The sequence below is a fragment of the Acinetobacter sp. COS3 genome, from assembly GCF_000475335.1.
GTDB lineage: Bacteria > Pseudomonadota > Gammaproteobacteria > Pseudomonadales > Moraxellaceae > Acinetobacter > Acinetobacter venetianus.
In genome coordinates, this window is the sequence record NZ_AXCD01000034.1 from 40,663 (window position 1) to 62,985 (window position 22,323).

The following is a 22,323-nucleotide window of genomic DNA, read 5'->3' on the forward strand; positions in this document are numbered from 1 at the left end:
TTATAATAGCTTTGCTATTTCAATTCAAAAGTAAGCTTCTATGCGTCAGCGTCAACAATCTAAAGACACCAAAGCCAAACTCGCACCTAAACAAAAAATCAGTTATGAAAAGAAAACTGATCCTGCATTAACGGAGTATGCGGTACAGTCTTTAAATTGGTTACGCCAAGCTGAGTTTTTAATGAGTGCGCCTAAGCTCGCTTTATGCGTAGAAGATACAGGCTATGAAATTGCATTTGCAGGACGTTCGAATGCTGGTAAATCAAGTGCAATCAATGCACTAACCAATCAAAAGCAACTTGCACGCGCTTCTAAAAAACCTGGTCGTACTCAAATGATCAACTTTTTTAGCTTAGGAAATCCTGACCAACGCTTAGTCGATTTACCTGGTTATGGCTATGCTGCTGTTCCTGAAGCTATGAAAATCGTATGGCAAAAAGAACTTGAAAACTACTTGATCCATCGTAAGAGTTTACAAGGTCTCGTACTGTTGATGGATATTCGTCATCCATTACAACACTTTGATTTAATGATGTTGGAATGGGCACATTCACGTCATTTATTTGTACATATTCTTCTAACAAAAGCGGACAAACTCAACCGTGGTCCAGCGAACAAAACTTTACTAGAAGTCAAACAACAGTTGAAGAAAATGAAACTTGATTTCTCGATTCAATTGTTCTCATCACTCAACCGTATCGGTTTAGAGGAACTCTCAAGCGTGATGGCTGGTCGTTTGAACTATACGCTCGAACAACCGTCTGAATTTGACTTAAATGAAATCCCAGAAGTGTCTGAAACAGACATTGAAGAATAAAAAATGCATTTCATGCAACTTGATGCATTAAATAAATTTTAATTGTCCCGAATTGCTAAACACAAACACTAGGTCGTTTGCATATACTGCTTAGTGTTGGTTCATTGCACTATCGATTAGGACTAAACGATGAAATTACTATCATTTGTGAAGAACAAAGTTCTTGGTTCTTCGATTGACTATAAAATCCTCCCTCGAAAAGTAAAATTTGATTGGGAAAAAACACCTGTAGATTGGATTCCAAATCAGCCTTTTGCCAGCTATTTTATTAATGAAATTAACAATATTTTGCCTGCTGGTGAATTTTGGTTTTGCCGTCTATACAACAAAGTACTGCCAGAAATTACTGATGAGAAATTAAAAGAAGATGTTCAAGCTTTTATTCGTCAGGAAGCAATGCACGCTGTTGCGCATACATCTGCAAATAAAGAATATCTAAGCCAGCGCAATATTGATATTCAACGTAATTTAGACATCATGGATTTCTTATTTATCAAGGCTTTGGCTGACAAACCTTTCGGCAAAGAAGTACCTAAGATACTTGACCATCAATGGGATTTATTCCGCTTGGGTGTGATCGCTACCGTTGAGCATATGACCTGTGTTCTTGGTAAGTATGCACTCTATAACAAACGCTGGGAAGAGCTCGGTGCTGATCCTGAGATGATCGATTTGATCAAATGGCATGGGTCAGAAGAAATCGAACATCGTACAGTTGCATTTGATCTCTACCGTCATTTAGGCGGTGGCTATATTGCACGTTACTACCTTAGCGTTGCCGTAATTGTTGGCGTTCTAGGACTTTGGGTTGATGGTGCAGCGCATATCATGAGCCAAGATCCACGCTTTGCTGATAAGAAACCAAGTCTATTCAAACCTTGGGTTTGGCTAGAATGGTATAAGATCGGCAGCAAGGACAACCAAATTCTTCCAAATCCAATTTGGTTGGTTGCTCAGCAAATTGATTACTTAATGCCTTGGTATGACCCTGTAAAAGAAGGGAATACTCAAGATGCTGTGAACTACCTCACCAACTCACCAGCTGCAAAACGCGCTTTACAACAAGCTGCGTAATTCAAGTTAATAAAAAAAGCAGGAGTTATCTCCTGCTTTTTTTACGCCTGATGTATAGCGGGAAAATCAGCTTGGTTCTGTTTCTACTTGCTTCGCATAGCGATCAACAACCACACTAATCATCATATCGCCCTGTACATTCACAACGGTACGCACCGTATCCAACAAACGGTCAATTGGAAGTAAGATTGCGATTGCCTCTGCTGGTAATCCGACAGATTGCAGCACCATAATCATCGTCACCATGCCTGCACTTGGAATTCCTGGCGCGCCCAAAGATGCGATAATCGCAGTCAAACACACAATAATTTGCTGCGTTAAACTTAAATCTAGCCCCATCAGATTTGCAATAAACAATGCTGCTGCAGCCTCATAAAGCGCTGTTCCATCCATATTTAACTGCGTACCCAAAGGAATCACAAAACCCGCTGTTTGTGGACGAACGCCTAAATTCTCCTGAGCACACTTCAAACTAAGCGGCATCGTTGCGGAACTTGAACTAGTCGCAAATGCAGTTACCAGCGCAGCTCTAGCCCCTCTGAAAAAGGTTATTGGATTCATCTTTCCAAATATCCAGAGCAACAACGGCAGTACCACGAGACCATGAAAAATCGTTGTACCTGTCACCACAACTGCAAACTCAAACAGTCGACTCAAAACAGATAGATCTTCGGTTGCAATTAATTTCGCAAGTAAGGCAAAAATCCCAATCGGTGCAAGCTTCATCACCCAGCCCACCAACATCATCATTATTTCAAAAAACTGCTGACTGATTTGCCGAACTGAATTGAACCGCTCACCTCCTTTTACCAAAGCCACGCCAAGAAACAGCGCAAATACCACAACAGCCAGCACATTACCATCACTAAATGCCTTGAAAGGATTAATTAAAGTATTTTGAATAAAGTTCGTTAAAAAGCTGGATGGTGTCAGCGTAGCTGGTGTTTCATGGCTCTGCATCGCAGCCTGAAATACCGTAATATCAATTCCCTTTCCGACCTCAAAAATATGCGCACAGCTAATTCCAAGAATGAGAGCTAGTGTCGTTGTCGTTAAGCAACTCAGTGCGGTCACTTTCCAAACGCGACCAAACTGCCCACCTGCTTGTAAATTGGAAACACCCACGACAATCGAACTGAAAATCAGTGGGATCAATAACATTTTTAACAAGCCAATAAAAATGCTACTTAAAATTCCAAGTCCATATAAACTATTTGCAGCAAAGACTGTGTCTGGCTGTGCTGTGAGCAAAAGTCCAAATAGCACACCGAATATTGCGGCAATTAAAATTTGTGTATTTAAATTCATTCTAAAAATAAGGAATTGATGAACTATCAATACTATGGCATGTGCTTATTGAAGATTCGAGCAATTTTTTGTCACAGTAATCACGGGTAAAATATAGAAAAAGAATTTATAAATTGTTACTTATAATGAGAATAACGCTGATAAATCTGTTGAGCTACCGCCTCATCTGCGGGCGCTCCATTAAAACTCTGACCATTAACAGTTAAACCACATACCGAAGCATATACCACATTTTGCGCTGCACTCATCGCAAATACACGGTGAACAACATCAACCCAATCTCCGAACTGACCATTACGTTCGCGCTCTTTTACAATGTCTTCAGCTGTCCCATTTTTAATATTACAAACATGCGTTAACTCCGCAACTGACGCCGAGTTAATTTCGACATAACGCAACTCATACTTCGGAGTAGGATCGGCTTCTGATTCATAACCTCTCTGCTCTCTTTGTCTTGCAATCTGAGCATCACGTGCCTCAGCTTCTACTTTTTTTCTTGCCAATGCTTCAGGGGATCTTGCAGCTATTCTTTGTGCCTCAGCTTCTTGCATAGCCAAGTATGAAGCTTTATCAATACATTTGTATTGCTGGTTTATAACAAAACCATCTTCTAAAGCTTGATTACGTTGAGCCACTGTTGTCAAAGGCTCACCATGACAAGCTTCTTGATATTCGGCAGACAGTGATTCATTACGTGAACACCCAAAAACAATTAAACACAAACTGGCTGCAACCAAAGATTTAAAGGAGTGTTGCTTTATCAATGTAGAAATATGAGATTGAAACACCACATACACTCCAAATTAGTTATTTTTCTCTTTTAATATTACTGCGTTTCAATTTCTCTGAGCCGAATCAAGCCTTCTTGTACAGTACTACAAACAAGCTGACCATTCTGCCACATCTTACCAAAGTTCAAACCACGAGAACTAGCACTCACCGTTGCTTCCATATCGTATAGCATCCAATCATCTGCACGTAATGGTCTGTGGAAGTAAATCGTATGGTCAATACTTGCACATTGTAAGTTTGGTGAAATCCACGACAAACCATGGGGCCGTAATGCTGTGGTCATCAATGTAAAGTCTGAATAAAATGCCACAATTGCCTGATGCAATGAAATTTCATCTAGCTCTGACGGAATCGTGCCATGAGTCCGAATATAATGCGCGTAAAACGGCGCTTCTGGTTGTGGCTGAAATGGATTAATCAATTGCGTTGGTCGAATTTCGACATGACGTTCACGCATAAAACTCGCGCGCACATTTTCAGGCACAAAATTAATTAGACTTTCTTTGAGTTCATTTTCTGACTTTAATGTCTCAGGTGCTGGGTATTCTGGTTCTTTATGTTGATAATTCAAACCCTCTTCAGGATAGGCAAAAGATACCATCGCAGAAAAGATTACACGCCCATGTTGAATGGCTTTGACTTGACGGCTTGCAAAACTTTTACCATCTCGAAGCGGTTCAACTTCATAAATAATCGGCGCATTTACATCCCCCCCATACAAAAAATATGCATGTAAGGAATGTGCTGGACGGTCAGTTGTATATGATGCAGCGCGTAATGCTTGACCAAGCACTTGTCCACCAAACACTCGTTTCCCGACTAAATTACGGCTATTGCCTCTAAAAATATGATCTTCAATCCTTTCTAGGGTCAACAGTTCAACGAGTTCTTGAGTCAAAGCATTCATATAATAACCTTCCAACATCAATCAGGAGAAATTAACCCATCCTTGTGGGGTTAATATTTTGATTGTGCCATAAATTCCAATAAAGATGCTCAGGATAAAATGATTCGTCCGTCACATTCGTATTTAGTTATACCTGCTAAAAATACGATTTTTAACGATAAAATCTACCAAATACGCTATATTTTGTCAGAAAATAACATACCGTTTTATGTAAGAATATCGCAGAATGTCGTGTTCATCATGACTCGATGTCAGGATTATTATTTAGGAGTTTGTAATGTCCAAGACTGGATTTGGTCAAATGTATCGCCAACTTTCGAGTAAGTTACTTGACCTTGTGGTTACCCCACATGTTCTTGGTGAAGTTCCTACAGAATCCACCACAGCAGAGCAAAGCACAACTGATTCAAATAAACTGGTGTGCTATGTTTTACAAAATTACTCTCGTAGTAATGCGCTTGTGGTTGATGGAGAAACGAGACGTCTACATTTAAAACCAGCCCTAGACCCTTTGGCTTTTGGGACTTATCAAGAAAAAAATTCAGTTCTCTTTTTACACCATAACGAAAACAATTTCTTCAATACCCAAACCTATCCCCCACGCCTTTTACAACTTATCGAAGCGCTAGAGCAAAATCCAGAAGTCGAAGTGGAATTAGTTCCTGTGACTGTGCTTTGGGGACGTTCACCAGATAAAGAAGATTCTTGGTTCAAATTATTATTCTCAGATACTTGGGCAACACCAGGTACAGTTAAACAACTCGTCAACATTGGTCTGCATGGTCGTCAATCTTATTTAGAGTTTCACGAGCCGCAATCTCTACGTGAATTGGTAGATTATGCCAAGACTAATCATCCAAATATCTCACCAGCAACGTATATTGCCAGCTCGTTAGATACGTATTTGGATCAGCAACGTGAAGTGGTACTTGGCCCTGACTTGTCTGACCGTCGCAATGTCATGCAGTCAGTGATCAAATCACCTGAGGTACAAGATGCCATTCGTCGTGAAAGCATTCAGCACAAAATCAGTATGCTTGAAGCCGAACGTCGTGCTATTGGTTATGTTAATGAAATCGTTTCTGATTATTCTGCTTCCGCAGTACGTTTTGCGGATATGGCATTAACTCGTTTATGGACGCAGCTCTATGACGGCGTTGAAGTACATAACTTCAGTACAGTCCGTGAATTAGCAAAAGACTACGAGATCGTTTATACACCTTGTCATCGAAGCCATATCGACTATTTATTATTGTCGTATGTCATTTATAAACGTGGTTTGATGATCCCGTATATTGCTGCTGGTGATAACTTGAACTTACCTTTTGTAGGTCAACTACTCCGTGGCGGCGGCGCATTCTTTATTCGTCGTTCATTCCGTGGCAATGCACTTTATACTTCTGTATTTAAAGAATATTTGTATAGCATTTTGTCACGCAATACACCAATCGAGTACTTTATTGAAGGTGGTCGTTCACGTACTGGTCGCTTACTTCCGCCAAAAACGGGTATGTTGGCAATGACCATCCAAGGACATTTACGTGGCCCTGCAAAACCAATTGTTTTTGTTCCAACTTATATTGGTTATGAGCGCTTAATGGAAGGCTCAACCTATGTTGGTGAAATGCAAGGCAAACCAAAAGAAGCTGAATCAATTTTTGGTATCGTAAAAACCTTACGAAAAATTGAACGTATCTTCGGTAAAGTGCATGTGAATTTTGGTGAGCCAGTATTCCTTGATGATATTTTGAAGCAAAACAATGCGGATAATATCCAAATCGAAACAGCAAGCTCTACTGAACTGTCAAATGTGGTTTCAAGTTCTGCAAATGTCATTTTAGAAAATATCAACCGTGCCGTGGTGATCAATCCTGTTTCGTTATTGTCTTTAATTTTATTGGCAACACCAAAACACACTTTGGATGAAGAAATCTGTGCGAAGCAACTCGATATTTATCGAGATCTAGTGACAGAACATCCTTACGATGAGCGCACGCAAGTAACGCCATTATCGGGTAAAGAAATTATTGCTTATGGCTTGAAGCTAAAGCTCATCAAACGTGTTCAACACGTACTAGGTGATATTATTGCGATTGAGGACAACCAAGCGGTTCTACTCACTTACTTCCGTAATAATATTTTACATGCCTTTGTCTTGCCATCATTGGTTGCTTCATTGGTTGAGCACAATGGTAAAATCCATAAAACAGATTTGAGTAATGTGATCCGTACCTTGTATCCATTCTTAAAAGCTGAATTATTTATGAAATGGCAACCTTCTGAGTTACAGCAACATATTGATAGCTATATCAATGCATTGGCTGAGATAGGTCTGATTTTCCAAGATCAAGAAGGCAATCTTTTCAGCCCAACGCCAAACAGTGAAGAGCATCAAAAACTCTTAACGCTTGCAATGCCTGTTAAACAAAGTTTAGAACGCTATTACATGACCTTAGCGCTGATTACGCAACGTGGTTCTGGCAATATTTCAACTAAACAAGTTGAAGAGCTTAGCCACTTACTCGGTCAACGCCTATCTGTGTTATATGAATTCAATTCACCTGAATTCTTCGATAAAGCATTATTCCAAAGTTTCATTAAAGTCTTAACTCAACAAAACTATATCCGTAACAACGATCAAGGTTTTATTGAATATGATGATAACTTCAGTGAAATGGCAGCTGGGGCACAACTTGTACTGGATGAAGCAACATTACAAATGCTGCAACACATCACGACTTTTAGTGATGAAGAACTTGCCGAAGCGTTAGAGGCTATGGCTTCACAACAAGCAAAACGCCGATTAAAGCGAAAGAAAGCTTAAGTCATAAAAAAGGCAACTTCGGTTGCCTTTTATTTTACTTTCGACACTCTAAATATTGAGGGTCATCAATACATCTCAATCGTTTGATTAATTCAACGAAATACGCATCATAGTATCCAAGATCAACATAACGATTGCGAATCTTAGCCACCATCGCTTCATATCCCTGCTTTTCAAAGTTAGAAATATCTGCCCAATAATATGCAGGAAGGTGATTTTCCCATTGAATCGCTTGCGCTGCTAAGACATTGTTATTTTTAACAAACCAATTTCTAATTTGATGCCCGAAACCAACTGGATAATCTTTGGGGCGAATAACAATGCTAATCGCAAAATAGGCGACAGGAAAATTAACCACCTGCGTCGACTCACCAAACTCTTTCTTAATGTTATACGGCAAGACACCATAAGCTGGAGCAGCCAAAATGTCGATTTTCTTTTGCTTGAACAAATCAACCGCATCAGAGAAATCTACATATGCTGCCTTTGCAGCAACACTTTGCACCAACGCCTGTTGTGGCGGATTATCTTCAAGAATACCGATACGCTTATTTTTTAATTGAGATACTTTGTTGATCTGCTGTGTATTCATGATCATATACGCTGTGCCAATTGGAATCATTCCAATTGCCTCATAGTCTTGACCAATCATACGTTTTTCGACATGCACATTATTTAAAAGTTGCAAAAACATCCGCGCAACTCGATTATTTGAAATTAAACCAATTCCACCCGTGCTACCGATGAAATGGTTATAACGATAAGTATTAAAGTTAGAAGCTGCTAATCCCGAACATTTTTTTTGGTCAAAGGCTTGGATTGCATCCTTTTCATTTTTGAAAAATTGAAATTTTAAGTCGACTCGATTTTGTAATGCAGTCAAACGTACATCTTGCAAACGACGACTAATATCACCTTTCGCACCTAGTGGGTCGAACACACACCATGTCTGCTCACCGGCCCAGCCCTCAACAGATATCAATCCTAACAACATTAAACAGATTATTTTTCTCATATCCAACCTTTTACGCCCAACTGCAAACCTCGTGCATAATTCAGGCAGTTCCTTTACGGAATTTGTTGATATTTAAAATTCAAAATCCATACCAACAATTCAAAGCATACTTGCAGTCTAGCCTAATTATTTTTCATTACTATGTACGTGTAACAACTCAGCATAGTCATTAAAGCAAATGGGATGATTGAGTTTGAAATTAGTTTTGGCCAATCGGGTTGCAAAAATTTGCTTACCTGTCTGATGGTCTGAGCTAAGCTTTAGCAGTGGTAATCCCAGTTTTTGTTGAAACCAAAGTAAAATCTCATGCATCGGAATCGGGATGTTGTTCGTCACAATATAACTCGATTCAAAGGTTTGAATATCGACTAAAAATGCCAAGAATCTAGCTAAATCATCCACATGGATACGATTACTAAAATGAATCACTGGATAAGTTTGTGTCTGCTCTGCGAGTCGTTTTAATCGAGCAATTGAAGTCCCATAAATCCCTGTAGGACGAACAATAATACTTTGTTGAGGATAATAATCCTGCCACAACAACTCCATTTTTCGAAGTAAATGTCCTTGCTCATCGACGGGTTGAATCACCGATTCATCATCGATACGCTGACCTTCGCTTTCACCATAAACACGAGTTGAAGAAACAATCACAATACGCTGAACAGGATGCTGCTTTAATGCTTCCGCAATCGGCTGAACACTCTCTACATAGGTCTGTCGATATGCTGCAACGCCACTTTCAGCAGGCGCTAAAATCACATAAACCATATCAATCGGCGGAAATGATGTTAAATCAAGTTGCTGAACATCTTGAATATAATGAGTAGCGTAACAATCTGTTTTTGGACTGCGACTAATTGTGCTAATGTGGTGGCCTTGCTCAAATAAGTGTTTAGCGACACGCTGAGATGTTTTACCATAACCAATAAATAAAATATGCATACATACCCTTGATCAAAGATGACTTCAGTCCAGCAATTACAAGGCGTTGGTGCTGCCGCAGCGACCCTATTAGAAAAGCTTCATATTTTTAGCACGGATGATTTGCTATTTCATCTTCCCCGTGACTATGAAGATCGTAGCACTATTATTCCAATGAATCAGCTGGTTGTTGGACGAAGTTATTTACTTGAAGGTGAAGTGCGATCCGTTGATTTTCCACCCGGGAAAAAGAAATCTCTTGCCGCATTGCTCCAAGATGATTTTGGCAAAGTGACTTTACGTTTTTATCATATTTATAAAGGCTTAACTGATCGCATCAAAATGGGACAACGTTTACGGATTTTCGGTGAAGTCCGTGTCGGTGCGCGTGGTTTAGAACTCTATCATCCTGAAATCCAAGTCATTCAACAGCATACGTCTCTTCCAAAAACTCAGCTCACGGCCATTTATCCGAGTACAGAAGGACTCACTCAACCTAAGCTACGTGAATATGTTCGCCAAGCGTTGCAACATCATAGTGATGATCTTCCTGAATTATTACCAAGTAAGTACAGCAACGGTTATGAGTTAAAACAGGCCCTACACTACATTCATGAACCACCGATTGATGCCAATATGTTACAACTCAATCAAGGTTCACATCCTGCACAACAACGCTTGATTTTTGAAGAACTCGTAGCGCATCAAATTAGCTTATTGACACGTCGTGCTTATATTCGTCAGATTGCCGCACCTCGATTTAGTAGCAGTAAAATACTCGCTAAAAAACTATTAGAAGCATTGCCCTTTCAAATGACCAATGCTCAAAAGCGTGTCTCGAAAGAAATTCTACAAGATCTAAAACAAGATCAACCAATGTTACGTTTGGTTCAAGGTGATGTCGGTGCAGGTAAAACCTTGGTTGCTGCCGTTGCCGCATGTCATGCGCTTGAAGCAGATTGGCAAGTTGCGTTAATGGCACCAACTGAAATTTTAGCGGAACAACATTACTTGAATTTTAAACGTTGGTTTGAACCGCTGGGTATTGAAGTGGCTTGGCTTTCAGGTAAACAAAAGGGCAAAGCGCGTGCGCAAGCTGAGCAACACATCAAAGAGGGTCACGCCCAACTGGTTGTTGGTACGCATGCATTATTTCAAGACAATGTGGAATTTTCAAAATTAGGACTGGTTATTATTGATGAGCAGCATCGTTTCGGTGTTGACCAACGCCTCGCTTTACGCAACAAAGGGGTTGATCAATTCACACCGCATCAACTAGTCATGACCGCAACCCCCATTCCTCGTACGCTTGCAATGAGTGCCTATGGTGACCTTGATACTTCTATCATTGATGAACTCCCACCGGGACGAACACCGATTCAAACCGTGACTATTCCTTTGGATCGCCGTGAAGAAGTGTTGCAACGTATCGCTAAGAATTGTCTTGAAGGCAAGCAAGCTTACTGGGTCTGCACGCTAGTCGAACAATCCGAAACCTTAGATGCACAAGCCGCTGAAGCAACTTATCAGGAAATCAGAAAACGCTTTCCTGACCTTAAGATTGGATTGGTTCATGGAAAAATGAAGGCTGATGAAAAGCAAGCCGTTATGCAAGCTTTCAAAGACAATCAATCACAACTCCTGATTGCAACGACGGTGATTGAGGTCGGTGTTGATGTTCCCAATGCCTCTATTATGGTAATTGAAAATGCCGAGCGGCTTGGCCTGTCGCAACTGCATCAGCTTCGTGGTCGTGTGGGACGTGGCGCAACGGCTAGTTTCTGCGCATTACTTTATAAAACACCACTCTCACAAAATGGGCAGGAACGACTTTCAATTTTAAGAGAAAGTAATGATGGTTTTGTGATTGCAGAAAAAGATTTAGAAATACGTGGTCCCGGTGAATTACTCGGTACTAAACAAACAGGTGATATGGGCTTTCGTGTTGCGCGCTTAGAACGTGATGATCATCTACTGAGTCAAGCACATTATGTGGCTGAACACATTCTCAAAGATTACCCGCAACATGCAGAAGGCTTGCTGAAACGCTGGTTACCTGAAGCACCACGTTATGCCTATGTTTAATTTATTACGTAAACAAACCCGACAGTTGTTTGATTATTTTACGCCATGTGATTTATGTGATGTGGGCATCAAGCAACAGTTTGGCGTTTGTTCAAATTGTTGGCAACAATTGCCTTGGTTAAAACAACAAATTCAACGTCATGAACAGCATATTTACGTTGCTTGCCATTATCAATATCCGATTGATCGTATTATTCAACAGTTTAAATATGAGCAAAAACTTGAATATGAACGGCTATTAGCAGGGCTTTTATTACAACTCAAATTGCCTAAAATACAGGCGATTGTACCTATGCCAATTTCAATAGATCGCTTGATTGAACGAGGCTATAATCAGTCACTTCTGCTCGCCAAAACACTGAGCCTGCACCTGAATGTTCCAATCTGGCAACCTGTACAACGCTTAGCACAGCATTCACAGAAAGGTCTAACTCGCTTAGAGCGACTTGATCATATTGAACAACAATTTATTGCATGCCCACCAAATAAAATCCGTTATCGGAATGTCATGATCGTGGATGACGTGGTGACGACGGGCAGCTCAATCCATGCACTTTCAGAAATACTGAAACAATTGGGCTGCCAAAAAATTTATGCCATTTGTCTCGCTGCTGGCGGTGTTAAGCCATCTGCATAAGTGGTTGATTTTTACGACACCATGGAATCACCACCTCTTTCGTCAAAGGAGCTAATAAAGTGATTTGATCATCTAATTGAATCCACTTCATTTCAGCAATCTCAGCTGCAATCTGAGGAGATTGTTTTAGCTCAACTAAATAAACATAACTCACCAAAAGATGATCAGGTTCATTGGCCGCCTGTGTATGGAACTGCCCAATAAACTTTTTGATTTCCGAATGACAACCGATCTCTTCCAGTATTTCACGCTGAATCGCAAGTTCAGGTGCTTCATTCAGCTCTAATTTTCCACCAACTTGCATAAAAGCCTGTGTGTTTTGTTTACGCACCAATAATAATTGATTTTTTTCGTTCAAAATAACAGCCGCAGCCACAGTAATTGTTTTCACTTTTCTCTCTCACGCCTGAATTTCAGCAGTTGACATCCATTTAGGTATAGCAGGTTCATATGCTGTAAATGCTTTTAAAATGTCACCAATATTATCAGCAACAATCAGCTTTTCGACAAAACGAGCCTGACTAAACCCTCGATTAACCGAATCTTGTATTGTTTGAATCACCCCATCATAAAAACCATCTATATTTAAAAATGCACAAGGCTTTTGATGAATCCCTAACTGACTCCATGTCCATTGTTCAAAAATTTCTTCCAAAGTACCTGCTCCACCGGGTAAAGCGATAAAAGCATCGGCCAATTCAGCCATTTTAGTTTTTCGCTCATGCATGTCATTCACCACATGCAACGCTGTCAGCCCTGTGTGGGCTAACTCACGATCGACTAAAGCATTTGGAATCACACCGATCACCTGCCCTCCAGCCTGTATCGCGCTGTCAGCAACAACGCCCATCAATCCAGAGCGACCACCACCATAAATCAAAGTGAGACCCTGTTCTGCTATTGCTTGGCCTGTCGCTTGTGCAATTTGTTTGTAAATAGGATCATTACCAAGGGAGGAGCCGCAGAAAACACATATAGAATTCATACAATTAAAACCGTTTTATATAACTGTCATGCTGTTAAAGTAGGCTAAGAAACAAGATTTTTTAGAAAATATCGTTTAGGCAAGTGTTTTTCATTCGATCCTTGTCTAAAATACACGCTGGCTTTCCTTAAAATGATGAAAGCTTTACATCACTGCGCGAGGAAAAAAGACATGCTTGAAGCCTTTTATGCCACTGAGCGCGGTAGTCTAGAAGATGCAACGATCAATGGGGGCTTTGATCTACACCCTGAACTCGTATGGATTGATTTGATCGCTCCATCTCAAGAAGAACAACAATGGGTTCTCGATGCCTATGATCGAAATTTACCCACATTAAAATCACTTGAAGACATTTCCTCATCCGCTCGATTCTATCGTGATGATGATGGAATTTTGCATATCAGTACATATTTTTTAACAAAGAATAAAAATTATCAGGTCGATGGCGACACTGAAGACACGTCTCATATGCTTGCAATGGTGCAAACCGTTGCCTTTATTTTGCATAAAGACCGTTTGTTTACCATGCGTGGCGAAAAGCTTGTTGCGTTCCGTGCTTTTCGTGCACGAGCGCGCCGCAATGACTACGATATGGACTATAAAGATCCCACTTGGATCTTACTCGGATTGCTCGAAGCAAAGTTAGATGAACTTGCGGATATCTTAGAAGATATCCACAAGGACTTAGAAAGATATTCTACAGAAGTCCTAAATAATCATCATCGAGAAAAGATTTTAGATCTGGATGACATGATTACTCGGCTTGCCCAGCAAGAAGATATGCTTGGAAAAGCTCAACTTTGTTTAATCGATTTACGTCGTGTATTAACGTTTTTATCCCGCCCGCGTGCTTTGGGCAGTCATATTTATGATGCGGATATTCGAGAGCTCAGCGAAGATGTCCGCTCACTGGTCGAACATGATGCCTTCCTATTCCAGAAAGTACGATTCTTATTGGATACTACGTCTGGATTCATTAACACTGAACAGAATGATACAATTCGCCGATTCTCGATCTTACCAAGTATGCTTGCGCCACCTATGCTGATTGCCAGCATTTATGGTATGAATACGGAAGAACTCCCTTTTGCACACGGTAGTTTGAGCTTTTGGATCGTCACCGCAATTTTAATGGCATTTTTAGTCTTACCAATGATCTACTTTAGATGGAAGAAATGGATCTAAAATGAAAGGGTTCTTTCTAGTTTTGAATATAACCCTTTCGATAAACCTAGCTTTTGCCTGCGCACCGCACTCCCCAAATGATGTGTTTATTGCACGGCTTCAATCTGTTCAGCAACTATCTTCAAGCAACCATAAGCAGCTCACCTTTCAGCACCCTCACTTTATCTTTCAAAGTTTGCTAACAAAGATTTTCTCGTCCAAGCCTAAACAATGGCATAGTGATTTTTCAATCAAAACAATAAAAAGTAATAATTTAGTCATTGGTCTAGCGTATCCACCAGATAAGACGACACCTCAAAATTATCAAATCAGTTCATTGGCATTATTACACTGCGATAAAAACATCATAACAATTGATCATCCAATTTCACCTTTTAGCGCATGGAATAGAAGAACCCAACGATGCAATAATCAAAGCATACCGATGAAACTATTAGATGGTTTTTTAGAACATGACCAAACCTATTATCTAAAAAAGCTACATCAAAAATATCCAACCTGTGGCGCGCTTTTTTCTGCGTTCCCCAAACTATAGGAATAAAAAAAGAGCTATAAATAGCTCTCTTTTTTATCTACAAGAATCATTTAAATCAATTTCAAATCATCTTGTAGATGGCAAGCTTGGATAATCTTTAACATTTTCTCAGAAACATTTTTGAAATGCAGACCTTTACTCTCAGGTGTTTGACGCAACCATTGCACCAAAACGGCCAAAGATAGCGTATTTCCTTGCTCAAGCTGACCTAAATCAACAACCAAAGGAAAACTCTTATGTTGTTGGATTTGCTTTAAGCCTGCTTGATAAATATCTTCTGCATTTAGAAAGTTAATCGTTTTAGAAACGACGAGTTGCTGATCAATATACTGAATCATCCATCGTTACCTTATTTTTTGCTAACAGCAGAGTCTGCATCTGGTTTAAACGTTGCAATCGCTTTGTTGATGTCACCACCATTACGTTGCACTGTCGCCGCAAACTGATTACGGAACTGTAAACCTAAATCAATACCTGACACATTGATATTGCGCACTTTCCACTGATCACCTTTATCCGTCAACTGGAAAGATACAGGAATCTTTTCACCGTTATGCAAGAAGTCTAAAGTAACCACTGGATTCTTGCTATTTGATGATCTAAACGGACGCATGGTATAGCTTTCATTGGTATATTTAGCGAAAGCACTACCATAGTTCTCGATAATCACTTCACGGAAGTTTTTCTCAAACTGAGCACGTTGAGCAGCATTTGTGTACTGATTATTTGCATAAGTACCCAATACGATACGAGTAAATGCTTGTGAATCAACATACGGATCAAGGTTTTGACGAATAATCGTTTTTACTAAAGCAGGATTATTCTGCAATTTAGCATGATCTGCTTTTAGACGCGTAATCAAGCCATCAGCCACACGTTTTACAAAATCAGGTGGGGTCTCTGTTGGTGCAGCAAATGCAGCACTTGCAAGCATGGTTGATAATACACTTGCCGTTAGAGTCTGTTTCAATAATGTATTCACTTCAATCTCCTAACCTGAATTACTCAACAAAAGATGGTTCTGCATCAGCGTTTGCAGCTGGTGATGTTGAACTCTCAGTTGTCGAGCTTGATGTGGCTTTACCAGCACCACCAGTAATAAATTTACTGATCAAATCTTCTAAATCCATTGTACCTTGGGTATTTGAAACAACATCACCACGTTTCAAATAGTTCACTCCACCACCTGGCACAACTTTCAAATATTTTTCGCCCAATAAGCCATTGGTTGCTACCATTATATAAGCATCTTCATCCAGACTCGTGATGGAGGTCATGTTACTGATAAGTTGCTGTTCCATTTCTTTTTGTTTCGCAGCATCAGCTTGCTCATAATCAGAACTGTAGCGTAATTCTTCAAGTGCATTGTTCTGCACTTCTTTAAGCTGTTTTGGATCAAAGCTCGTCAGCTTACCATCCAAATCAAATTTTACTGTTGCTAAACGCGTGACGGGATCAAGAGAAATAGATTCTACACGACCAATCGTTACGCCACTCATGGTGACTTTGGCGCGAGGTTTTAAACCATTTACGTTATCAAACTGCGCTGTCATGCTATAGCTATCACGTAAATTTGTCCCAACCAAACCGCTAACTTTCATTGCAAGAAAAAATAGAGCGATACCGAAGATAATGACAAAAATACCTACGGCCAGCTCACTAGTACGTGATTTCATTAAATCCCTCCGAACATGACCGCAGTCAACACGAAATCAAAACCTAATACACAAAGTGAAGAATATACGACCGTTCTCGTCATCGAAGTCGCGATACCCTCTGGTGTTGGATCACAAGCATAGCCCTGATACACCGCCACCCATGTACAAATCAGTGCAAACACAATGCTTTTAATAATTGTGCCATTCAAAATGTCATGCCCAAACTGAACTGTACTCTGCATACCGCCCCAGAAAGAACCTTCATCTGCACCTAAAAAGTCAACGCCAACTAACTTGCCACCGATAATACCAATGGTTGCAAAAATCACCGTCAACATTGGCAAACTGACAATACCAGCCCATAAACGTGGAGCAACAATCTGTCGAAGTGGATCAACACCGATCATTTCCATGCTAGCAAGTTGTTCACTTTGCTTCATCGAACCAATTTCAGCAGTCAAAGCTGAACCTGCACGCCCCGCAAACAATAATGCAGCAACCACCGAAGCAAGCTCACGGAGCAAGGTTAATGAAATGGCTGTGCCTAACATCGCTTCACTACCAAAAGTGACGAGAATGCTATACATCTGCAAGCCAAGCACTGCACCAATAAATAAACCAGAAACGGCAATGATCAGTAGCGACATCACCCCGACGCGATACATCTGGTAAACAAAGCGCTGAAAACCACCTTGTGATGGCATTGCAAATAAAACTTGTAGGAGCATCAGTGACGCAGCACCAATCCCCTTTATTCGCTCAATAACGAGTCTACCTAGCCAGGCAATCGTATTCATGGACGAACCTCGCTATCTAAATATGCTTGATGCGTAAATTGATATTCCACAGGCCCTTCTGCCGAACCTGTTAAAAACTGACGTACAAATGGTGAAGCATGATTTTTTAATTCTTCTGGAGAACCTTCACCCTGAATTTTGCCTTCTGCAACCACATAAATATAATCAGCAATTGATAAAGTCTCCGCAACGTCATGCGAGACAATAATTGTAGTGAGATCTAAAGCTTCACGTAGAGAACGAATCAAGCGCGTCAAAACACCCATTACGATCGGATCTTGACCAGCAAATGGTTCGTCATACATGATCAACTCAGGATCTAATGCAATCGCTCGCGCTAAGGCAACACGACGATTCATACCACCTGACAATTCAGTTGGCATTAGCTGTTCAGCACCACGCAAACCAACTGACTCAAGCTTTAAGGCAACTAGTTCAGCAATGATATGCTCTGGTAATTTAGTATGCGCACGAATTGGGAAAGCGACATTTTCATACACAGACATATCTGTAAAAAGTGCACCACTTTGGAATAACATTCCCATACGGGCACGCGCAGCAAATAACTCATGACGAGACATAGCTGCAATGTTTTTACCATCAAGTAAAACTTCACCATGATCAGGTGTTAGTTGTCCGCCGATCAAACGAAGCAATGTCGTTTTACCTGTACCAGATGGACCCATGATTGCAGTAATTTGACCACGTCGAATTTTTAGACTGATATCGTCATAAATGACGCGTTCCCCACGATTAAAGCTCAAGTTTTTAACTTCAATGAGGGCTTCTGAATCGAGAGGAGATTTGTTATTCATAATGGCATTCATTCCTGCACTTTTTATGCACGCATACTATACACTGAAAGATTAAGCGCTTGTTTTTATTTTGATAAACGATGTATGAAGATTATTTAATTTATGTAGTTATTCTTTGAACGAAATTCTGAAGCAGATTGATGTGAATTTGCATTGAATGAATCAGTGTGATTTTCATCAAAAATGGCATATGCAAAAAATAGCCCATTACATAGCATAAGTACAACAAATAAGCATGGTAAACCTTCACTGCACATGAACGACCACGCTTGATTCAAGAAACTTTTATTTTGCTTAACCCTATTCATTTTTCATGTAAAGTTTGAACTAGTAGACATTTTGGCATTCTACATGACTCATTCAAAATAAAAAAGCCAGTTTTTCAACTGGCTTCTTCATTTCATCGGTTTTTATCGATTAAAAATCGTTTTTGCGACGACGGTCGCCACCGAAATGCTCTTCACGTGAACCACGAGCTGGACGATCTTCACCAAACTTACGCTTTGGGCGATCATCGCCAAAACTACGTTTAGGACGATCATCACCACCGAAGCTACGCTTACGGTCGCCGAAACCACCTTCACGTTGTGGACGATCACCAAAGTCACGCTTAGGGCGATCACCGAAACCACCCTCACGGCGTGGTTTATAGTCTACGCGATTGCCACGGTTGTCGTCATTCGCATCAAAACGTGGTTTATCATTGAAACCACCTTCACGACGCGGACGGTCTGAATTAAATTCACGACGCGGGCGATCAGAGTTGAACTCGCGGCGTGGACGATCTTCGAAACCACCTTCACGGCGTGGACGGTCAGAATTAAATTCGCGACGCGGACGATCTTCGAAACCACCTTCACGGCGAGGACGATCAGAATTAAACTCGCGACGTGGACGATCTTCGAAACCACCTTCACGGCGTGGACGGTCAGAATTAAATTCGCGACGTGGACGATCTTCGCCACCAAATGCAGGGCGCTCACCACGAGGTTTGTCATCGAAGCTACGACGTGGACGATCATCACCGCCTTCACGACGCTTGAAGTTGCCTTCACCTTCAAAACGACGACCGCCGCCAAAGCCACCACGACCACGACCACGACCATCACGACCACGACCACCGCCATCACGACCTGAACGTGCAGGAGGTGGAGATGGCTCTAAGCCTTCAATTTCAGATACATTTAAACGAGCATCTAAATAATCTTCTAAAGCACGGATTTTGCCACGCTCACGGTAAGTTGCTAATGTAATCGCTTGGCCTGTACGACCAGCACGACCTGTACGACCAATACGGTGTACATAGTCTTCATTTTTCATCGGCAAACCGAAGTTGATTACGTGCGAAATCGTTGGTACGTCTAAACCACGAGCAGCAACGTCAGTTGCAACTAAGATTTTTGCACGACCTTCACGGATGCTACGTAAACGACGGTTACGAACGGTTTGTGGCATAGCACCATGTAGTGCAACTACAGAATGACCAGCTTCAGCTAACTCTTCTGCAAGCATGTCTGTATCTTCTTGAGTGCTTGCAAATACAACTGCTTGGTCTAAGTTTTCGTCAGATAACCAGTGAGTTAAAAGCTTTTTCTTATGCTCAAAGCCATCAGTCCAATGAAGAGTTTGGGTGATGTCAGTATTTGTTGTGTGACCAGTTTCAATCGCAATACGCTCTGGATCATTCATCATACGTTCAGCAAGACGAATAATACGATCAGCAAATGTTGCAGAGAACATCAATGTTTGGTTACGGTTTGCAGCCAAATCACTAATTGCTTCTAAGTCTTCAGAGAAGCCTAGATCTAACATACGGTCAGCTTCGTCAACAATTAAAGATTCAACTTTATCAAGCTTCAATTGACGACGGTTCACCAAGTCAAGTAAACGACCAGGAGTCGCTACAACGACTTGCGCGCCTTTAAGCTGTTGGATTTGTTTACCAAAAGGCATACCACCCATGATTGCAGCAATACGAACACCTTTCATGTGACGTACAAATGCAATAGCGTCTTGGCTTACTTGTTGAGCCAATTCACGAGTAGGACATAAAACTAAAATGCTTGGTTGAGTCACTGCTTTCATGCGCTCTTTAAATGGCACAAAAGTTTCCTGACCTGCTAAAGCATTTAATGTTGGGAGTAAAAATGCTGCTGTTTTACCAGAACCAGTCTGGCTTGAAACTAATAAATCTTTACCTTCTAATGCAGCTGGAATCGCTTGTTCTTGCACAGGCGTTGGGCTTGTAAAACCTAAACCCTCAAGTGCTTGTTGTAAGGTTTCGTGCAAAGAAAATTCGGCAAAAGTTTTGCTCATAGAGAGTTTCACCCTTGTGGGTGCTCCATTTTAATAAATACAAAAATAGACATCGGCAACAAGCGGCAAAGCGACTCAAGCTGAAAATAGATGAAATTCAGCGGCGATCCGAATAACGACGATGTGGACTAAACGCACGCTTGATTACTGCCTCAACCTGAAGAATCGCTAAGCGATTTGGGCGCAAGATGTGGTCCTCTCTATGGACAGCGTGCGCTAATATGAATAGAACTGAATGTTCAGGTAATGAACTGGAATTTAAGTGCGTGGGCGGATTATAGCAGAATAATTTTAAAAGTCACCTTTTTTAATTGGTTTTTTCTATTTCAATACATTTTATATTTGTATCCAAGCTACAAAGAAAGCAAAATATTAATAGTAATTAACAACTTGAGTTAATATCATCCCTATATCTAAAGACTCATCATTTAATATATTTGTAATTGCTTTTACCAAGCACTAATGAGTCATCTGATCAAGGATAAGCATATCCACACACCAAAAGTAAGAACCTAAAGCAGACTCACCCATTCGATTATCTTTAGTCATTAAATATTGAATATTGGCGAGTGTAAAAGCACTTCCAAAAAATGTCTTACCATTAACAGTTAATCAAAAATCAATATTTCGCTCTTCAACTTTAACCGTCTGTATTTCATGGTGTGTTTCTATATAAAATAGCTCACTCTCATAAATAATCTTCATAACTCCCCATTAACCCGAAAACAAAAAAGCCCTCAAACAATGAGGGCTTTTTTGTTTAAATCTACAAATTATTTTGCAGCTTCACCCCAAGCTGGGACAACGGCTTGCATTAATGGTTTTAACATTTTCAATGAACAAGCAAGCACTTGACCATTATCAAATGATTCATTTCCACCACGAGCATCAACAACAACACCGCCCGCTTCTTTCACGATCAACTCACCCGCAGCAATATCCCACGGTTTTAAACCAAGTTCAAAGAAACCATCAAAGCGACCAGCAGCAACATAAGCTAAATCTAATGCAGCTGAACCACCACGACGAATTTGAGAACCTGCTTTAGTTACCGCCAATAATGAAGCAAAGTGCTGTTCTGCATAAGAAACGATTTCGCCATTACGTTTTGCACGGTAGGGATGACCAACAGAAAGGAACGTATTTTCTAAATTATCTTTTACATTGACACGAATACGGCGTTGATTCATGACTGCGCCACGACCACGGCTTGCAGAGAACAATTCATCACGGACTGGATCATAGATCACACCGTGTTGCGTTACACCTTTGTGTTGTACAGCGATAGAAATACAGAAATGAGGGAATCCGTTGATAAAGTTTTGAGTACCATCTAAAGGATCGATCACCCAACACCAATCTGCGTCGTGACCTTTACCTTCTTGCATACCAAACTCTTCACCAAGGAAGCTATGGTTTTTATAACTTTTACGAAGCGTATCAATTGTAAGTTGTTCGATGTAACGGTCTACACGCGTTACTGGACCATCGATGCCTTTTTCTTCAACTTGTAAATCGAGCTTATGACGATTCTGATGTGCCTTTAAAAGCTCTTGACCAACTGTTTGAGCCGCACGCGCAGCCATAACCACCATAGGTTCCATTGAACACCCACTACAAATTTGAAGATTTTGACAAAGAATAATGCA

General features: G+C 40.6%; 21 protein-coding genes. 7 read left to right on the forward strand and 14 right to left on the reverse strand.

Translation table 11 applies throughout. From position 1 onward, the window contains the following. Window positions 1-40: 40 nt before the first annotated feature. Together yihA and IO68_RS28520 are read left to right on the forward strand one after the other, a co-directional pair. Window positions 41-817 (forward strand): ribosome biogenesis GTP-binding protein YihA/YsxC, encoded by a 777-nt coding sequence (gene yihA, locus IO68_RS28515; RefSeq protein ID WP_004877646.1) that lies wholly within the window; start codon window positions 41-43, stop codon window positions 815-817. Window positions 818-946: 129 nt separating this feature from the next. Further along, a complete protein-coding gene (locus IO68_RS28520) occupies window positions 947-1,891 on the forward strand; it encodes a metal-dependent hydrolase (RefSeq protein ID WP_023013766.1) in 945 nt (314 codons plus the stop codon). A 66-nt stretch (window positions 1,892-1,957) separates the two neighbouring features. Here the strand turns inward: IO68_RS28520 and IO68_RS28525 are convergent, their stop codons facing one another. The 3 genes from IO68_RS28525 to IO68_RS28535 all read right to left on the reverse strand — a co-directional run bounded on the left by IO68_RS28525 (window position 1,958) and on the right by IO68_RS28535 (window position 4,898). Further along, window positions 1,958-3,199 carry a dicarboxylate/amino acid:cation symporter gene (locus IO68_RS28525; protein ID WP_023013767.1) on the reverse strand — a complete coding sequence of 414 codons (1,242 nt, stop codon included), beginning with the start codon at window positions 3,197-3,199 and terminating at the stop codon, window positions 1,958-1,960. A gap of 116 nt (window positions 3,200-3,315) precedes the next feature. Continuing rightward, entirely contained in the window at window positions 3,316-3,990 is a 675-nt protein-coding gene (locus IO68_RS28530) for a helix-hairpin-helix domain-containing protein (protein WP_031234847.1), read from the reverse strand. 35 nt (window positions 3,991-4,025) lie between these two features. Beyond that, complete coding sequence (locus IO68_RS28535) at window positions 4,026-4,898, reverse strand: acyl-CoA thioesterase (protein WP_004877654.1); 873 nt, start codon at window positions 4,896-4,898, stop codon at window positions 4,026-4,028. Between the two features lie 277 nt (window positions 4,899-5,175). Here IO68_RS28535 and plsB point away from each other — a divergent pair, with 277 nt between their 5' ends. Then, window positions 5,176-7,722: a glycerol-3-phosphate 1-O-acyltransferase PlsB gene (gene plsB, locus IO68_RS28540; RefSeq protein ID WP_023013770.1), complete on the forward strand. Its 2,547-nt coding sequence runs from the start codon at window positions 5,176-5,178 to the stop codon at window positions 7,720-7,722. A gap of 34 nt (window positions 7,723-7,756) precedes the next feature. Here plsB and IO68_RS28545 read toward each other — a convergent pair whose 3' ends face one another. Both IO68_RS28545 and IO68_RS28550 read right to left on the reverse strand, forming a co-directional pair. Continuing rightward, on the reverse strand, window positions 7,757-8,737 hold the full coding sequence (locus IO68_RS28545; protein ID WP_031234849.1) for a putative solute-binding protein: 981 nt from the start codon (window positions 8,735-8,737) through the stop codon (window positions 7,757-7,759). Window positions 8,738-8,863: 126 nt separating this feature from the next. Further along, window positions 8,864-9,682: an NAD-dependent epimerase/dehydratase family protein gene (locus IO68_RS28550; protein WP_023013771.1), complete on the reverse strand. Its 819-nt coding sequence runs from the start codon at window positions 9,680-9,682 to the stop codon at window positions 8,864-8,866. An 18-nt stretch (window positions 9,683-9,700) separates the two neighbouring features. Here IO68_RS28550 and recG point away from each other — a divergent pair, with 18 nt between their 5' ends. After that, on the forward strand, window positions 9,701-11,746 hold the full coding sequence (gene recG, locus IO68_RS28555; RefSeq protein ID WP_023013772.1) for an ATP-dependent DNA helicase RecG: 2,046 nt from the start codon (window positions 9,701-9,703) through the stop codon (window positions 11,744-11,746). Next, window positions 11,733-12,383 (forward strand): ComF family protein, encoded by a 651-nt coding sequence (locus tag IO68_RS28560; protein ID WP_023013773.1) that lies wholly within the window; start codon window positions 11,733-11,735, stop codon window positions 12,381-12,383. The genes recG and IO68_RS28560 overlap by 14 nt, the downstream gene beginning before the upstream one ends. Here the strand turns inward: IO68_RS28560 and IO68_RS28565 are convergent. Together IO68_RS28565 and IO68_RS28570 are read right to left on the reverse strand one after the other, a co-directional pair. Then, window positions 12,367-12,774, reverse strand: coding sequence for an NUDIX hydrolase (locus tag IO68_RS28565; protein ID WP_023013774.1), 408 nt, complete (start codon window positions 12,772-12,774; stop codon window positions 12,367-12,369). The genes IO68_RS28560 and IO68_RS28565 overlap by 17 nt on opposite strands. A 9-nt stretch (window positions 12,775-12,783) precedes the next feature. After that, on the reverse strand, window positions 12,784-13,368 hold the full coding sequence (locus IO68_RS28570; RefSeq protein ID WP_023013775.1) for a TIGR00730 family Rossman fold protein: 585 nt from the start codon (window positions 13,366-13,368) through the stop codon (window positions 12,784-12,786). Between the two features lie 171 nt (window positions 13,369-13,539). Here IO68_RS28570 and IO68_RS28575 point away from each other — a divergent pair, with 171 nt between their 5' ends. After that, the gene (locus IO68_RS28575; protein ID WP_004877674.1) at window positions 13,540-14,553 is read left to right on the forward strand and encodes a CorA family divalent cation transporter; all 1,014 of its coding nucleotides are present in this window, start codon (window positions 13,540-13,542) and stop codon (window positions 14,551-14,553) included. A 1-nt stretch (window position 14,554) separates the two neighbouring features. Further along, the gene (locus tag IO68_RS28580; protein WP_023013776.1) at window positions 14,555-15,088 is read left to right on the forward strand and encodes a hypothetical protein; all 534 of its coding nucleotides are present in this window, start codon (window positions 14,555-14,557) and stop codon (window positions 15,086-15,088) included. 50 nt (window positions 15,089-15,138) lie between these two features. Here the strand turns inward: IO68_RS28580 and IO68_RS28585 are convergent, their stop codons facing one another. From IO68_RS28585 to IO68_RS28615, 7 genes are all read right to left on the reverse strand, one after another. After that, window positions 15,139-15,426, reverse strand: coding sequence for a lipid asymmetry maintenance protein MlaB (locus IO68_RS28585; protein ID WP_023013777.1), 288 nt, complete (start codon window positions 15,424-15,426; stop codon window positions 15,139-15,141). Between the two features lie 11 nt (window positions 15,427-15,437). Then, window positions 15,438-16,070 (reverse strand): phospholipid-binding protein MlaC, encoded by a 633-nt coding sequence (locus tag IO68_RS28590; protein ID WP_007480583.1) that lies wholly within the window; start codon window positions 16,068-16,070, stop codon window positions 15,438-15,440. Window positions 16,071-16,089: 19 nt separating this feature from the next. Next, entirely contained in the window at window positions 16,090-16,764 is a 675-nt protein-coding gene (locus IO68_RS28595; RefSeq protein WP_004877679.1) for an outer membrane lipid asymmetry maintenance protein MlaD, read from the reverse strand. After that, window positions 16,764-17,543, reverse strand: a complete 780-nt coding sequence (gene mlaE, locus IO68_RS28600) for a lipid asymmetry maintenance ABC transporter permease subunit MlaE (RefSeq protein ID WP_004877682.1) — start codon at window positions 17,541-17,543, stop codon at window positions 16,764-16,766. The genes IO68_RS28595 and mlaE overlap by 1 nt, the downstream gene beginning before the upstream one ends. After that, window positions 17,540-18,358, reverse strand: a complete 819-nt coding sequence (locus IO68_RS28605) for an ABC transporter ATP-binding protein (protein ID WP_019385442.1) — start codon at window positions 18,356-18,358, stop codon at window positions 17,540-17,542. Before IO68_RS28605 ends, mlaE begins: the two co-directional genes overlap by 4 nt. Before the next feature lie 417 nt (window positions 18,359-18,775). Then, window positions 18,776-20,674 carry a DEAD/DEAH box helicase gene (locus IO68_RS28610; protein ID WP_023013778.1) on the reverse strand — a complete coding sequence of 633 codons (1,899 nt, stop codon included), beginning with the start codon at window positions 20,672-20,674 and terminating at the stop codon, window positions 18,776-18,778. A gap of 773 nt (window positions 20,675-21,447) precedes the next feature. After that, a complete protein-coding gene (locus tag IO68_RS28615) occupies window positions 21,448-22,278 on the reverse strand; it encodes an inositol monophosphatase family protein (RefSeq protein WP_007480590.1) in 831 nt (276 codons plus the stop codon). Window positions 22,279-22,323: the final 45 nt, after the last annotated feature.

What these genes read in the sequence shown, in the direction of transcription:
- yihA (WP_004877646.1), top strand. Translation starts at nt 41, where the DNA reads ATGCGTCAGCGTCAACAATCTAAAGACACCAAAGCCAAACTCGCACCT.
- IO68_RS28520 (WP_023013766.1), top strand. Translation starts at nt 947, where the DNA reads ATGAAATTACTATCATTTGTGAAGAACAAAGTTCTTGGTTCTTCGATT.
- IO68_RS28525 (WP_023013767.1), bottom strand. Translation starts at nt 3,199, where the DNA reads ATGAATTTAAATACACAAATTTTAATTGCCGCAATATTCGGTGTGCTA.
- IO68_RS28535 (WP_004877654.1), bottom strand. Translation starts at nt 4,898, where the DNA reads ATGAATGCTTTGACTCAAGAACTCGTTGAACTGTTGACCCTAGAAAGG.
- plsB (WP_023013770.1), top strand. Translation starts at nt 5,176, where the DNA reads ATGTCCAAGACTGGATTTGGTCAAATGTATCGCCAACTTTCGAGTAAG.
- IO68_RS28545 (WP_031234849.1), bottom strand. Translation starts at nt 8,737, where the DNA reads ATGAGAAAAATAATCTGTTTAATGTTGTTAGGATTGATATCTGTTGAG.
- IO68_RS28550 (WP_023013771.1), bottom strand. Translation starts at nt 9,682, where the DNA reads ATGCATATTTTATTTATTGGTTATGGTAAAACATCTCAGCGTGTCGCT.
- recG (WP_023013772.1), top strand. Translation starts at nt 9,701, where the DNA reads ATGACTTCAGTCCAGCAATTACAAGGCGTTGGTGCTGCCGCAGCGACC.
- IO68_RS28560 (WP_023013773.1), top strand. Translation starts at nt 11,733, where the DNA reads ATGCCTATGTTTAATTTATTACGTAAACAAACCCGACAGTTGTTTGAT.
- IO68_RS28570 (WP_023013775.1), bottom strand. Translation starts at nt 13,368, where the DNA reads ATGAATTCTATATGTGTTTTCTGCGGCTCCTCCCTTGGTAATGATCCT.
- IO68_RS28575 (WP_004877674.1), top strand. Translation starts at nt 13,540, where the DNA reads ATGCTTGAAGCCTTTTATGCCACTGAGCGCGGTAGTCTAGAAGATGCA.
- IO68_RS28580 (WP_023013776.1), top strand. Translation starts at nt 14,555, where the DNA reads ATGAAAGGGTTCTTTCTAGTTTTGAATATAACCCTTTCGATAAACCTA.
- IO68_RS28585 (WP_023013777.1), bottom strand. Translation starts at nt 15,426, where the DNA reads ATGATTCAGTATATTGATCAGCAACTCGTCGTTTCTAAAACGATTAAC.
- IO68_RS28595 (WP_004877679.1), bottom strand. Translation starts at nt 16,764, where the DNA reads ATGAAATCACGTACTAGTGAGCTGGCCGTAGGTATTTTTGTCATTATC.
- mlaE (WP_004877682.1), bottom strand. Translation starts at nt 17,543, where the DNA reads ATGAATACGATTGCCTGGCTAGGTAGACTCGTTATTGAGCGAATAAAG.
- IO68_RS28605 (WP_019385442.1), bottom strand. Translation starts at nt 18,358, where the DNA reads ATGAATAACAAATCTCCTCTCGATTCAGAAGCCCTCATTGAAGTTAAA.
- IO68_RS28610 (WP_023013778.1), bottom strand. Translation starts at nt 20,674, where the DNA reads ATGAGCAAAACTTTTGCCGAATTTTCTTTGCACGAAACCTTACAACAA.
- IO68_RS28615 (WP_007480590.1), bottom strand. Translation starts at nt 22,278, where the DNA reads ATGGAACCTATGGTGGTTATGGCTGCGCGTGCGGCTCAAACAGTTGGT.